This window comes from Comamonas sp. lk (assembly GCF_900564145.1).
Taxonomy (GTDB): Bacteria; Pseudomonadota; Gammaproteobacteria; order Burkholderiales; family Burkholderiaceae_C; genus Comamonas.
On record NZ_UOOB01000001.1, the window covers coordinates 3,097,402 to 3,111,098 of the forward strand.

Annotated in this window: 11 protein-coding genes; 5 read left to right on the plus strand and 6 right to left on the minus strand. The window is 58.7% G+C overall.

Features of this window, described 5'->3' with window-relative positions:
• Positions 1-24 precede the first annotated feature (24 nt).
• From EAO39_RS14025 to EAO39_RS14035, 3 genes are all read right to left on the minus strand, one after another.
• Positions 25-1,083: a 3-keto-5-aminohexanoate cleavage protein gene (locus EAO39_RS14025; protein ID WP_120968319.1), complete on the minus strand. Its 1,059-nt coding sequence runs from the start codon at positions 1,081-1,083 to the stop codon at positions 25-27.
• 320 nt (positions 1,084-1,403) lie between these two features.
• Positions 1,404-2,273: an ATP-binding protein gene (locus EAO39_RS14030; protein WP_120968321.1), complete on the minus strand. Its 870-nt coding sequence runs from the start codon at positions 2,271-2,273 to the stop codon at positions 1,404-1,406.
• An 83-nt stretch (positions 2,274-2,356) separates the two neighbouring features.
• On the minus strand, positions 2,357-3,046 hold the full coding sequence (locus tag EAO39_RS14035; protein WP_240467108.1) for a response regulator transcription factor: 690 nt from the start codon (positions 3,044-3,046) through the stop codon (positions 2,357-2,359).
• Between the two features lie 717 nt (positions 3,047-3,763).
• On the opposite strand from EAO39_RS14035, the gene EAO39_RS14040 reads away from it, so the two are divergent.
• The 5 genes from EAO39_RS14040 to EAO39_RS14060 all read left to right on the plus strand — a co-directional run bounded on the left by EAO39_RS14040 (position 3,764) and on the right by EAO39_RS14060 (position 7,203).
• Positions 3,764-4,438, plus strand: a complete 675-nt coding sequence (locus EAO39_RS14040) for a hypothetical protein (protein ID WP_120968323.1) — start codon at positions 3,764-3,766, stop codon at positions 4,436-4,438.
• Positions 4,439-4,541: 103 nt separating this feature from the next.
• The gene (locus EAO39_RS22630) at positions 4,542-5,216 is read left to right on the plus strand and encodes a hypothetical protein (RefSeq protein ID WP_120968323.1); all 675 of its coding nucleotides are present in this window, start codon (positions 4,542-4,544) and stop codon (positions 5,214-5,216) included.
• A 103-nt stretch (positions 5,217-5,319) separates the two neighbouring features.
• Positions 5,320-6,021, plus strand: coding sequence for a hypothetical protein (locus EAO39_RS14050; RefSeq protein ID WP_120968325.1), 702 nt, complete (start codon positions 5,320-5,322; stop codon positions 6,019-6,021).
• A 183-nt stretch (positions 6,022-6,204) separates the two neighbouring features.
• Positions 6,205-6,828: a hypothetical protein gene (locus EAO39_RS14055; RefSeq protein ID WP_240467008.1), complete on the plus strand. Its 624-nt coding sequence runs from the start codon at positions 6,205-6,207 to the stop codon at positions 6,826-6,828.
• 33 nt (positions 6,829-6,861) lie between these two features.
• Complete coding sequence (locus EAO39_RS14060) at positions 6,862-7,203, plus strand: hypothetical protein (RefSeq protein ID WP_120968327.1); 342 nt, start codon at positions 6,862-6,864, stop codon at positions 7,201-7,203.
• 396 nt (positions 7,204-7,599) lie between these two features.
• Here EAO39_RS14060 and EAO39_RS14065 read toward each other — a convergent pair whose 3' ends face one another.
• The 3 genes from EAO39_RS14065 to EAO39_RS14075 are packed head-to-tail and all read right to left on the minus strand — an operon-like array spanning position 7,600 to position 13,571.
• Positions 7,600-9,054, minus strand: a complete 1,455-nt coding sequence (locus tag EAO39_RS14065) for an efflux transporter outer membrane subunit (protein WP_120968329.1) — start codon at positions 9,052-9,054, stop codon at positions 7,600-7,602.
• Positions 9,051-12,236 (minus strand): efflux RND transporter permease subunit, encoded by a 3,186-nt coding sequence (locus EAO39_RS14070; RefSeq protein ID WP_120968331.1) that lies wholly within the window; start codon positions 12,234-12,236, stop codon positions 9,051-9,053. Before EAO39_RS14070 ends, EAO39_RS14065 begins: the two co-directional genes overlap by 4 nt.
• Before the next feature lie 15 nt (positions 12,237-12,251).
• Positions 12,252-13,571, minus strand: a complete 1,320-nt coding sequence (locus EAO39_RS14075) for an efflux RND transporter periplasmic adaptor subunit (RefSeq protein ID WP_120968333.1) — start codon at positions 13,569-13,571, stop codon at positions 12,252-12,254.
• Positions 13,572-13,697: the final 126 nt, after the last annotated feature.

Here is a 13,697-nt window from a genome sequence, read left to right on the forward strand (position 1 = left end):
TGCCAACATTGCGCACTCGCCTTGTCAGGCTGTCTTGCGCAGGAAACCTTGGTTTCCGCCGTTGCGATTGGGTGCAAAGCCGTTGGCGGCCAGGCTTTCTTCCACTGTGCCGTAGAACACGCCGATCTTGCTGATCTCGCGCGCTTCCTTGGCGGTAGCAATTGGACGACCGAATTCGCGCGAGATGCGCACCAGTTGCTCGATCTGCGAGACCGTGCTGGCTTTTTCGGTACGTGTCTGATTCCACAGGCAGTCTTCGGTACCACAGCGCACATGCAGACCGGCGGCAATGCCCCACATGTTCACGGGCAATACGTTGCGAACATTGCTCTCCACCGTCAGCACCGCGCCATCGGGCACGGAACGCACGAAGTTTGCCAGGCTGTACAGGCTGGGGGTGTCCATGCCGCCGGCAATCGCCACCCAGTTCATCACCAGCGGGCCCATGTAGAAACCGCGGCGCATCAGGCGCTCCACCGATTCAAAGCTGTTGAGGTTGTAGCACTGGAAAGCGCTCTGGATACCGGCCTTGGTCAAACGACGCACATGCTCTTCGACCCAGCCTGGCTGAGCCGGAACGGTCATTTCCTTGTAGGCATTGAACAGCGTAGCATTGGCACGCGAAGTACCAGCAAAGTCAGCGTCTTCAGCCTGGTCGGTCACGTTCATCTGCGAAGTGTTCACCGTCACCGTCACCTGATCGGGAACGGGGTCCAGATCGGCCAACATGTGGCGCGTGTCGTCGGACAGCCATTTAGCGGCCTGACCTTCGTCTTCTGGAGCGAAGCTGATGGACCCACCCACCTGGATGATCATTTCAGGCACGGCCTTGCGCACGCCGGCAACCAGTTCGTTGAACTTGGACAGACGCTTGCTGCCCTTGCCATCCAGTTCGCGCACATGCAAGTGCAGCACCGTGGCACCGGCGTTATAGCAGTCCACGGCCTTCTGGATCTGCGCTTCCATCGTCACGGGAATGTCTTCCGGAAAGTCGGAAGGCAACCAACCGGGCGCGTAAGGCGCAGCGGTGATGATCAGGGGTTGCTGGTTTTCAGGGAACAGATGGCCGTCGAGGAAATTCATAACATGTCTCCAGTTGAATGCAGACTTCGGCGGACAGGTCAGACGTGGATGCAGCATGCAAAGCCACCAGGCAATCATTGCAAGCAAAGCCTTGTCAGCGACCGGACTCCAGCCGTCGAAATCGAAAACCAATTCAATGTAGACAGATTCAGTACAAATCACTTGCCCTATCGCGTTCCAGGTTTGGCAAAGTGCGCCACCCATGCTTGGGCCCCGATCTTCCCCCATGGCCATGGCAAGGCCTGGCGCATGGCGGAGCTGGCGATCATGTTCTGGTACCGGGAAATCAGAATGTCGAGCGCTTGGGGGCTTTGCGCCCCTCAGACATCTCCTGCTCGCCATCTCAATGAAACCTGGGTTCCTCCGCCTTGCCTGGGCTGGATGTGCAGATCTCCAGCAATTTCGTTCATTCGCCTATACATATTGGAAACACCGTGACCCGATTTCGAGCCGTCGCTCAACGTCGCCTTGGGATTGAAACCCACGCCGTTGTCTTCCACGCACAGACGCCAGCTCCAGCCGAATCGCTCCGGATCGTCCTTCTCAAAGGGTTCCAGCGCCACCCAGACTTCCGAGGCATATGCATGCTCAATCGCATTGCTGATGCTTTCCTGCACTACCGCCAATATCTGGTGGGCCACCTTGCCTACAGGCAGAGCAGCGTCAGTGGGGCGCCCTATGTCTAGCTCAGGGTCACAAAGCGTCCAATGCAGAACAATGCCTTTGCGACGCATGACCGGCTCCAATCGATGACGCAAGCGCGCCATACGCATTCCCAGGCCGTCGTTCTGAGCATCCATGGAGTCGACAATCAGTCTCAGATCCAGCAAAGACTGCTCCAGCACCTCTTTTGCGGCGCTGGAGCCTGAGCTTCCCGTTTCCTCCATTAAAACCAAGGCCTGCACCAATTGACTACCCAAGGTGTCGTGCAAGTCCGACGCAATACGCTTTCTTTCCTCAAGGATTTCTTTGGAGGGATGGGCATTTCGTCGCCATTTGCACATTAATCTCCGATATATACGTGGGACATAACGCAATGCCATTGCCAGACCTCCCACCGCAGCGATTAATGTTGCAATCCAAAGCCAGGTTTTATCGTGCCATGCCCCCCCAACGCTCCACGCCAAAAGAACCAGCACCTGGAAAATATGAGCAGTGATTCTCCAGCTCAAGCTGCGCAGCGATTCCATAATGACCTCTAGACATAAAACGGCATATATGTCGTGCGACTTTTATATTTTTAAATATAAATATTTCTCATTACCTGAATGCATCAGCTAAACAAGCCCCGCAAAGAGGCCGCGCGAACCGCCTGTGCTCTTGTACGCGCCTGTAACTTACGGTAGATGCTTTTGATGTGCGTATTCACCGTCAAGGTACTGATACCTAGCTGAGCACCAATTTCAGAACTGGTATAACCGCCGGCCACCAGTTTGAGGACTTCCGACTCACGCGCAGACAAGCGCTCTTCCTGCAAAGTTCCGCCGGAAGCAAAAGGCTTGGCATGGGATTTATCCAGGTGCGTAAGCAATTTTCTTGCCAAGCTGGGCGTAATTGAAGCACCTCCGTTGGCAACCTGAAGCACGGCCTGCACATAGTCGCCAAACAAGGAGTTTTTGAGCAGATAGCCCATGGCTCCCAGCTCGAATGCCTGAAGCACTTTGTCATCACGCTCCGTGACTGAAACCACCACGATCAGAGCGTCAGGGTTGAGCGTTTGCGCAAGGCCTATGAGTTCCAGACCTTCCCCATCGCCAAGGTTCAGGTCCACCAGCAATACGTCAAACGGCTGTTGACTCAAATGCTTGCGTGCCTCCCTCAAGGAGCCAGCTTGCCCCACCAGCAAGGTACGCGGGTCAGACATCAACTCCTGGGCAATCACACGCCGGATGTGATTGTCGTCATCGACGACATACACCCGCACAGGCTTGCCTTCTTGACCAACCATGCTTTGCGGCCACATATAGCTGTGCGCTGCAGATTTGTGGTGCTCTGAAGCAGCGAGGACTTCGGTAAACCCTTGAACAGCAGACATATCGTCTCCCCAAAAAAATAACACAGCGTTACAAAAAGTTCTTACTTCTCTGGGGCTCAAGCTAAAAGGAAAGCCATAAAAAATCTATAAAAATTGTGAAATACATCTTTCGAATTACTATATTTACAATTGGTTTCGTCATTTCTATGTAATTACTACCATGAGGCGACCCATAGATTTAAATGCTTTAAAAAAATAATGGCTTGAATAGAAACAAAATAGCTATTTTTTATTAAAACAAATAAATCAATAGCACATGCAGAGATTCATTTTTCAAACCTCAATCAGAAATAATAAGAAAACTGCAACATAACACAATAATAAACTCAGATTACGTTTAGTTTCTCGAGGTTTTCAATTGTCAAACATTGAAAAATCGATAGCACAACAGGCGCAAAAACAAAGGACTTCAAAGCCATCTCTTGCAGCCAACAACCTGCGGACGACGCAAAAACAATCTCGGTATTTCGATTTTCATGGCCGCTGCTGAAACTAGCTCCGACCGAAAGCAAATTTGAAACTTTCTCTGGAAATGTTTCAGCACCGCATCCGGTTTATGTCGGGCTCGCTTTGCATGACAAGTGCAAACAGCCTTCTGCCTCAACCTCTCAGTGTTCTGGGAACTGGCTTTTCAAAGGGTCCATCATGAAAAAATCTCTGATTGCACTGGCCATCGTGGCCTTGGCTGGTGTCGCATCTGCTGCAACGAACACGTCGTCCAATGCCTCTTCGGGCACTGTGTCTACGGCTGCGAGTGCTGGTAATGGAAGTGCTTTGAGCCTCAATAGTGCTTCTTCGGGTGCCAATGCAACCGCAGCTGCAGGTGGTGGAGCAGGTCACATCGGCCATACCGCTATCGGCGGCGCAGCTGTAGGAGGTAGCGCAACCACTACAGGTACGGTGAACAGCCTGGCCGCAACTTCCGGCAACGGCGTCGCGGCCGGCGGCGGTGCCACCAATGCCAATGCGAACTCGGGTGCAGCTGCCGGTTACGGCGCTACGGCCCCTGGCGGCGCAACTGTAGCTGGCGGCGCAGCAGGTGCAGCAAATTCGCACACCGCCAATGCAGCTGGCACCTACGCAGGCCCTGGCGGCGGTATCGCCGCAATCCATAGCACTGCCGGTACCCAATCCAACTACGGTGCCACCTCGGGAGCCGTCTCCGGCCCTGGCGGTACTGCAACCAACAATACCTCCGGCGCTTCCTCGGTCGGTAATGTTCACACCACTGGCGGCGCCTTTGGCAATGCTGGCGGCTTCTCCAACGGTGGCGGCACCTCGGGTGGTGCTGGTGCCTGGAGTGGCTCCGTCGCTCATTGATGTCAAGTCTGCCTTCGTAGTTGTGTCTGTCCCCGAGTCTGGCCTTTGAGGCAAGACTCGGGGACAGAAAAAATCTGAAAACTGGCTTTCCAAAGGTTCCATCATGAAAAAATCTCTGATTGCACTGGCCATCGTGGCCTTGGCTGGTGTCGCATCTGCTGCAACGAACACGTCGTCCAATGCCTCTTCGGGCACTGTGTCTACGGCTGCGAGTGCTGGTAATGGAAGTGCTTTGAGCCTCAATAGTGCTTCTTCGGGTGCCAATGCAACCGCAGCTGCAGGTGGTGGAGCAGGTCACATCGGCCATACCGCTATCGGCGGCGCAGCTGTAGGAGGTAGCGCAACCACTACAGGTACGGTGAACAGCCTGGCCGCAACTTCCGGCAACGGCGTCGCGGCCGGCGGCGGTGCCACCAATGCCAATGCGAACTCGGGTGCAGCTGCCGGTTACGGCGCTACGGCCCCTGGCGGCGCAACTGTAGCTGGCGGCGCAGCAGGTGCAGCAAATTCGCACACCGCCAATGCAGCTGGCACCTACGCAGGCCCTGGCGGCGGTATCGCCGCAATCCATAGCACTGCCGGTACCCAATCCAACTACGGTGCCACCTCGGGAGCCGTCTCCGGCCCTGGCGGTACTGCAACCAACAATACCTCCGGCGCTTCCTCGGTCGGTAATGTTCACACCACTGGCGGCGCCTTTGGCAATGCTGGCGGCTTCTCCAACGGTGGCGGCACCTCGGGTGGTGCTGGTGCCTGGAGCGGCTCCGTCGCTCATTGATGTCAAGTCTGCCTTCGTAGTTGTGTCTGTCCCCGAGTCTGGCCTTTGAGGCAAGACTCGGGGGGCAGAAAAAATCTAAAACTGGCTTTCCAAAGGTTCCATCATGAAAAAAACTCTGGTTGCAATCGCTGTCTTGGCCTTGGCTGGTGTTGCATCTGCTGCCGTCAACAGCAATAGCGGTGCTGCAACGAACACCTCGTCCAATGCAGCTTCGGGCACGGCATCAACAGCTGCAAGTGCCGGCACTGGAAGTGCTTTTAGCCTCAACAGTGCTTCTTCGGGTGCCAATGCAACCGCAGCTGCAGGTGCTGGATCAGGCAATATTGGCCATACCGCTGGCGGTGCTGCGGCTGTTGGCGGTAGCGCCACCACCACAGGTACGGTGAACAGCCTAGCAGCGACTTCCGGCAACGGCGTCGCTGCCGGCGGCGGTGCCACCAATGCCAATGCAAACTCGGGTGCAGTTGCCGGTTACGGCGCTACGGCCCCTGGCGGCGCATCCGTGGCTGGCGGCGCGGCCGGTACGGCAAATTCGCACACCGCCAATGCCGCCGGCACCTATGCAGGCCCTGGCGGCGGTATCGCCGCAATCCACAGCACGGCCGGTACCCAGTCCAACTACGGTGCCACCTCGGGAGCCGTCGCCGGCCCTCTTGGAACTGCTACCAACAATACCTCCGGTGCTTCCTCGGTCGGTAATGTTCACACCACTGGCGGCGCCTTTGGCAATGCTGGCGGATTCTCCAACGGTGGCGGTACCTCGGGTGGCGCTGGTGCCTGGAGCGGCTCCGTCGCCAATCATTGATATCAAGCCTTCCATCGTAGTCGTGCTTGTCCCTGAGTCCAGTCCTCCAGACAAGACTCGGGGACATAGGAGAAACACATGAAAGCCTCATTCGCTTTATTAGGCCTTTGCGTTACTTTGAGCAGCTTTGCGCAGACATCTGCCTCTGACAGCAATTCGCAAAGTTCTGCCAGCACGTCTGCAGTGGGAAATCAGCAATCCATTACCTTCGTCACGCAGACTCCGCCCGAAAGCCGATCCGCCCAGTCGGTCGACAGCCGTTCGACACAATCCGTGGATAGCCGTTCGGCGCAAACCATAGACAGCCGTTCCGACCAGAACATCGTCAGCAGCGGAACGACCAAGAACATCGTGGAGTACACCGGCTCCTACACCATGAAGAACGTACCCAGTGTGAGCGGACCTCCCCTGACCACCAGCAACGACACTTGTATGGGTAGCAGCAGCGGCAGTGCCAACGGCCCAGGCTTTGGTGTGAGCTTTGGTACCACATGGTCTGACGATCACTGCAAGCGCCTGAAAATGAGTCGTGAACTCTGGAACAAGGGCATGAAAGCCGCCTCTCTTGCGGTGGACTGCATGGACCCGGCCGCCCGCCTGGCACTGGAGATCACAGGCACCAGATGCCCGCAGACCATGACGGCTGACGAGCGTCGCAACAACTATGGCCCCCTGGCCTCCTCCGAAGGTGCTACCGCAGTATCCGCACCTGCCAGTCTGGCTGTAAGCAGCCCGGTAGCGTCCGAAGGACAGCAGATCACACCCGTCACCGAAGCGCCACAAACAGCGAACCTCTATAGCAACTAAGTTCTTGGACTGGCACTGTTCATGGAGGTCACTATGTTCAGGACTTTGATTATTTTGATGGCTGCCGCCCCCCTTGGTGGGTGGGCGGCGGAGCCACCCCCTGGCGGCTTGGCCAACGCGCCCGTCACCATTGAGCGCCAGGTCTTCGGCAGCGGCACACCGGGAGCTTCAGGCCAGGAAGAAGCAGCACAGGTTGGAGATACCGGCGCTTATCATGTGCCGCAGTATCTGCCTGGATACCCCACCGCAGCCACCATCTGGCCCCGAGCGGTTTATGTACGCTGCAAAAGCCAGCGCTGCGATGGCTATTTGATCACTCCAGAAATGGGACCCGGGGAATACCTGTTCTTTATCCCCACCGAGGACCCCAAGTAGGTTGGTGAACTAGGAGGTGTGTCGGAGTCTTCTCATGTAGGGACCCGCTTCGACTCACCGCCATTCACCCGCGAGGGCTGCGCTTCTTTCGAGAACGCAGCCCTCGCGTCATTTCGAGTCTCAATAGCTTCGTGCTTCGCACCAAACCATAGCTGCGGCAGATTGCTGTACGGCCAGCAAGTGCCCGCCCATTTGAGATCCAGCATCTTCAAGCGGCGACAGGCTACCGGTGATGCGCCTGCACAGAAACCATAGCGGCTAGCGATTTCCATCTCTGGACTTCGGCAATAAACCTCACTAAATTCGCATCACATCATGCGGATGCCGCTCCTAAAGCAAGAGCGCGCTGGAGCTTGTCAGCTCGCAGCGCGCTTGCTTTAGCGGACATTCTTTCGCCTAGCTGGCTGCAGCTTGCTCCTGCACTACTTCCGCACCACCTAAGGCTTTCCAGAGCGTGACGCGGTTTTGCTGCTCCGACAGACGAAGCCCTATCAGCGTCTGCTGAGCGGTATAGAGGCTGCGCTGCGCATCCAGCACCGTCAGATAGTTGTCCACCCCGGCCTTGAAGCGGGCATTGGACAGATCAAACGCCTTTTGGGTATTAGCCACCATGCTGGTCTGGGCCAACAGACGGTTGTTCCACTGCGCACGATCTGCCAGCACATCCGAAACTTCCTTGAAAGCCGTTTGCACGGACTTTTCGTACTGGCTCACCGCCAGGCGCTGATTACTCTCGGCCACCCGCAGCGAAGCCCGATTGCGGCCGCCATCGAAGATGGGCAGCTTGACCAGCGGGATAAAGCTCCAGGTGCCGTTATTGCCGCCAAACAGGCGGTCGAGCTCGCTGCTGCCCGTGCCCACACTGGCCGTAAGGCTGATGGACGGGAACATGGCTGCCCGTGCCGCGCCGATATTGGCGTTCATGCCCTGCAGATTGTGCTCGGCGGCCCGGATATCGGGTCGCTGCAGCAAGACCGCAGAAGGCAGAACCGCAGGCACGGGCATGAGCGCAGCCACATCATTCATGGCGCTCAAGCTTGCAGCCGTGGGCAGCAAGTTGGGGGTGATCGCGCCACCCACCAGCAGCTGCAGCGCATTGCGATCCCTGTCCACGGTAGCCGTGTAGCTGGCCACATCGCCGCGCGCGGTATCCACCGTGGTCTGGTTCTGGGCCAGCACCAGACCCGATGTGGAACCCAGCTCATACATGCGCCGGGTCAGCTCGAATGCTTTCTCGCGGCTGGCCAGCGTGTCCTGTGCCAGCTGCAGCCGCGCCAGATCGGCGGCCAACGTCAGCCAGGCATTGGCCACATCGGCCACCAGGCTGATCTGCACATTGCGCTGGTTGTCCTCGCTTTGCAGAAACTGCTGTAGCGACGCTTCGCCCAGATTGCGCACCCGCCCCCACAAATCCAGCTCATAGCTGGCAAAACCCAGCTGCACCGAGTACTGTTCCGTCACGCTGGAGCGTCCGGCCGTGGTCAGATCGCCCGCCGTGCGCGTTCGATTGCCCTGGGCCTGGGCATTGATGCCCGGCAGCAGATCCGCACGGGTGATGCCGTACTGGGCTCTGGCTTTTTCAATGTTTTCAATGGCGATGCGCAAATCGCGGTTGTGCGTCAACGCTAGGGCCACTATCTCACGCAGCTGGGGCGCTTGCAGCCACTGCAGGGCTTGCGCCTGCTGCAAGGCCGCATCGCTGGCCAGCACAGGATTGGCCTGGGCCGAGATCGTCTCGGGTACGGGCAAGTCCGGCGTCTTGTAAGTAGGCGCCAGATTGCAACCCGTCAGCAGCACAGTCATGGTGGCCGCTACGGCCACGGAACGCATCTTGAATGTCAGGCGCCTCATGCTGCGCTCTCCTTGTGGGCAGTGGTTGGTAAGCTGGTCTGGGGTTCCTCGTCATGCCGTCCATGGCTCTTGAACCAGCTACGAATCAGCAAAAAGAACACCGGCACCAGGAAGATACCCAGCATGGTCGATGCCATCATGCCGCCCAGCACGGCCGTACCGATGGCATTGCGGCCACCGGCGCCAGCACCCGTGCCTATGGCCAGGGGAATCACGCCAAAACCGAAGGCCAGCGAAGTCATCAAGATCGGGCGTAGACGCAGGCGTACCGCTTGCACCGTGGCATCGAATACGCTCTTGCCCTGCTCTTGCAGCTGTACGGCAAATTCCACGATCAAGATGGCGTTCTTGGAGGCCAGGCCCACCGTGGTGAGCAGACCCACCTGAAAATACACATCGTTCGTCAGCCCGCGCGTATAGGTGGCCAACAAGGCGCCCACCACACCCAGAGGCACGGCCAGCATCACCGACAAAGGCACGGTCCAGCTCTCATAGAGTGCCGCCAGGCACAGGAACACGAACAGAATGGAGATGGCATACAGCATGGGGGCTTGCGCACCCGACTGGCGCTCCTGCAGCGAGGCGCCGGTCCACTCATAGCCAATGCCGGCAGGCAAGGTCTTCAGAATGTCTTCCACCGCAGCCATGGCCACGCCGGAGCTGACGCCAGGCGAGGCGCTGCCTATGAACTCATAGGCCGGCGCGCCGTTGTAGCGCATGAGCTGGGGCGAGCCATAAGCCCAGTAGGTACGCGAGAACGCACCGAAAGGCACCATCTCGCCGCTCTTGTTGCGCACCGTCCATTTGGCGATGTCCTGGGGCAGCATGCGATACGGAGCATCGCCCTGGATGTAGACCCGCTTGACGCGGCCGTTGTTCAGAAAGTCGTTCACATAAGTGCCGCCCATGGCACTGGAGAGCACGCTATTGATATCGGTGTAGGACAGATTGAGCGCAGCGGCCTTGCGGTCGTCGATATCCAGGCGCAGCTCGGTCGCATCTTCCAGATTGGTGGAGCGCACGGCCGTCAGCGCCGGGTTCTTGCGCGCCGCCTCTTCCACTTTCTTGCTGGCTGCCAGCAAGGCCTGGTGGCCCATGCCGTTGATGTCCTTGAGCATGAAGTTGAAGCCGGCATTCGCCCCAAGGCCACGCACGGCAGGCGGGTTCATCACAAAAACGCGGGCGTCGCGAATGGAGGACAAATCCTTGGTTGCGCGGTGCGCCACAGCCGCCGAGCCCTGCGAAGCCAACTTACGCTCGGCCCAAGGCTTCAGGCGCACAAAACCGCGCGCCGAGCTTTGGTCGCCGTTGAGGCCGGACACCTGGTTGAAGCTGATGACCTCAGGCTGTTTGAGCAGGTACTCACGCACCTCATCCAGCACCTGCTGCAGTCTGGCATCGGCCGCGCCAGAAGGCAGGTTCACGTTGACATAGACAAAGCCCTGGTCTTCGTCCGGCAAAAACGAGGTAGGCAGGCGATGCATCAGCACGGCAACCGCCGCACAGATGGCCAGAAACACCAGCATCATGCGCTTGGAGCGGCGCAGCAGATAAGCCACCGAGCCCTGATAGCGGTTGGCCGTCAGATCGAAGTTGCGATTGAACCAGTTGAAGAATCGGTCATTCAAGCCCAGCAGGCCGCTGCGCACCGGCCTGTCGTGGCCGTCATGCCCAGCTGTCTGAGGCGCTTTGAGAATCGTGGCGCACAGCGCGGGGGTGAGCGTCAGCGCGACAAATACCGAAAGCGCCATGGCCGCCACGATGGTGATGGAGAACTGGCGATAGATCACGCCGGTGGAGCCGCCAAAAAACGCCATGGGCACAAACACGGCAGACAACGTCACGCCGATACCTACCAGCGCGGGCGTGATCTCGCGCATGGATTGGCGAGTCGCCTCCTTGGGCGATTTTCCCGTCTCGTGCATCACCCGCTCGACGTTCTCCACCACCACGATGGCATCGTCCACTAGGAGGCCAATGGCCAGCACCATGGCAAACATGGTCAGCGTATTGATGGAATAACCGGCCACCGACAGCACGCCGAAGGTGCCCAGCAGCACCACGGGCACGGCAATCGCCGGAATCAGCGTGGCCCGAAAGTTCTGCAGGAAGATGAACATCACGATCACCACCAGCACCATGGCCTCGGCCAGGGCGCTGACCACTTCATGAATCGAGGCACGCACAAAAGGCGTGGAATCCGAGCTCACGAAGTATTCGATCTGGTTGGGGAAATACGGTTTCAACTCGGCCAGCTTGGCGGCCACCGCATCGGCCACAGCCATGGCGTTGGCACCGTCGGCCAAGATGATGCCCATGCCCGCGCCCAGCATGCCGTTGAGCTTGGTCTGTATGGACAGGTTGTCAGCACCCAGCTCTACTCTGGCCACATCCTTGATGGTGACCACGGAGCCGTCCGTGGAAGACTTGAGCACGATGGCTTCAAACTCTTCCGGGGTCTTGAGCTTGGTGCGCGCCGTGATGGTGGCGTTGAGCTGCTGGTTTCTGGCCGCCGGCAAGGCGCCGAGTTGACCCGCAGAAACCTGGGCATTTTGCGAATTGAGCGCATTGACCAGATCGGACGGGATCAGCGCGTACTTCTCCATCTTGGCCGGATCCATCCAGATGCGCATGGCATACGGCGTACCGAAGACGTTGATGTCGCCCACGCCTTCCAGACGGCCGATCACATCCACCAGATTGCTGTTGATGTAGTCGCCAATATCGACGTCGGTGATTTCCGGGTCCAGCGAGTAAAAGCTGTAGGTGACCAGAAAATCCTGACCGCCCTTGTTTACAAACACACCGCGGCTTTTGACGGCATCGGGCAGGCGGTTCAGCGCCGACTGCAGCTTGTTTTGCACCTGCACCTGGGCCACGTCGATATTGGTGCCCGGAGCAAAAGTGAGCGTGGTGCGCGAGCGACCCGACGCATCGCTGGTCGAGTTCATATAGAGCATGTTGTCTATGCCCTTGATTTGCTGCTCGATGATCTGCGTGACCGAGTTTTCCACGGTCTCGGCCGATGCGCCCGTGTATTGCGAAGAAATCGTCACCCGTGGCGGGGCGATGTCCGGATACTGCTCCAGCGGCAAGGTCGAGATCGACAAAGCCCCGGCAAGCATGATGATGATGGCGATGACCCAGGCAAAAATGGGCCGATTGATAAAGAACTGAGCCATATGTGCTGCCCCTGCTTACTTGGCGGGAGCAGTGGCTGCTGCTGCGGGTGCCGAAGCGGCAGCACCGCTTTGCACCGGCGGCAGGCCGGGCTTGCTCTTGCGTTCGGCCTGGGCTTTCAGATCGACCTCCACGGCCTTGACCTTGTCACCGGGCTTGGCTCGTTGAAAACCATCGACCACCACCCGCTCGCCAGCCGCCAGGCCGGACTGCAGCAACCAGGAAGCGCCCATGGCACGGTCCAGTTCCACCTCACGCTTTTCCAGCACATCGTCGGCCTTGACCACCAGCACATTGGCACGCCCTGTCAGATCGCGCGTGATGGACTGCTGCGGCACCATCAATGCATCGGGCGCCAGCGCCGTGGGCAGCAGGGCCTGCACATACATGCCGGGCATCAGCAGCCCGTCGGGATTGGGCACCACGGCGCGCAACGTCAGCGTGCCCGTGGTGTCGTTGACGATCACGCCGGCAAAGGCCAGCTTGCCCTGGTGCGGGTAGGCACTGCCGTCATCGAAGCGAATGCTCACGGGAATCTTGTCGCCTTCCACCTTCTGAAAGCGACCGGACTCCAGCTCGCGCTTCAAGGTCAGCATGTCCGTGCTGGACTGGGTGAAATCCACATACATGGGGTCCAGCTGCACGATGGTGGTCAGCGCCGTGGCCTGATTGGCCGTCACCAGTGCGCCCGGAGTCACGGCAGACAGGGCAATGCGCCCGCCGATAGGCGCTTCGATGCGGCTGTATTTGAGGTTGATGCGGGCGGTCTCCAGATTGGCCTTGGCCACCGCCACATCGGATTGGGCCTGGACGGCAGCCGCCTGGCTTTCGTCATAGGCCTGCTTGCTGATGGCGTCAATCTTCACCAGCTCCGCATTGCGGCGCGCAGTGGCCGCCAGAGTGCGCTGGCTGGCTTCGGCCTTGGCCACGGCGGCCGTGGCGCTGCTCTCCAGCGCCTGCAGCGATGCGGCATCGATCTGATAGAGCTGCTGGCCCTGCTTGACCGCAGCCCCTTCGGTGAACAGGCGCTTTTGAATAATGCCCGAGACCTGGGGTCGTACCTCGGCCGTCAGAAAGGCGCGCGTGCGCCCGGGCAGGCTGACATCGAGTTGCTGGCTCTGCTTTTGCAGCGTCACCACACCGACCTGGGGCAGGGACTTGGGCGCCTCGGCCTTGCCGCCATCCTGCTTGGAGCAGGCCGCCAGTGCACAGGCCACCAGCACGGTGCCCAGCGTCAAGCTCCAGCGTGCTGCACGTGACTGCTCTCCAACGCTGCCTGCATGAGAAGAATGGGCCGTCTGGCGCGGGGGCAGCGAAGGGGGCAGTGCGAACTTCATAGTGTGAAACAGTGTGGAAATCTGAGGCCTGCACATTGTGCTTTGCCAATATTTCTTATTTGTAAAGTGCAATTTTTCTGACATTGCCGTCGGCCAAGCCGGCATGACGGCCAGCTCTCCATCATG

Coding starts and splice junctions, on each gene's coding strand:
- EAO39_RS14025 (WP_120968319.1), bottom strand. CDS start 1,083: ATGAATTTCCTCGACGGCCATCTGTTCCCTGAAAACCAGCAACCCCTG.
- EAO39_RS14030 (WP_120968321.1), bottom strand. CDS start 2,273: ATGGAATCGCTGCGCAGCTTGAGCTGGAGAATCACTGCTCATATTTTC.
- EAO39_RS14035 (WP_240467108.1), bottom strand. CDS start 3,046: ATGTGGCCGCAAAGCATGGTTGGTCAAGAAGGCAAGCCTGTGCGGGTG.
- EAO39_RS14040 (WP_120968323.1), top strand. CDS start 3,764: ATGAAAAAATCTCTGATTGCACTGGCCATCGTGGCCTTGGCTGGTGTC.
- EAO39_RS22630 (WP_120968323.1), top strand. CDS start 4,542: ATGAAAAAATCTCTGATTGCACTGGCCATCGTGGCCTTGGCTGGTGTC.
- EAO39_RS14050 (WP_120968325.1), top strand. CDS start 5,320: ATGAAAAAAACTCTGGTTGCAATCGCTGTCTTGGCCTTGGCTGGTGTT.
- EAO39_RS14060 (WP_120968327.1), top strand. CDS start 6,862: ATGTTCAGGACTTTGATTATTTTGATGGCTGCCGCCCCCCTTGGTGGG.
- EAO39_RS14065 (WP_120968329.1), bottom strand. CDS start 9,054: ATGAGGCGCCTGACATTCAAGATGCGTTCCGTGGCCGTAGCGGCCACC.
- EAO39_RS14070 (WP_120968331.1), bottom strand. CDS start 12,236: ATGGCTCAGTTCTTTATCAATCGGCCCATTTTTGCCTGGGTCATCGCC.
- EAO39_RS14075 (WP_120968333.1), bottom strand. CDS start 13,571: ATGAAGTTCGCACTGCCCCCTTCGCTGCCCCCGCGCCAGACGGCCCAT.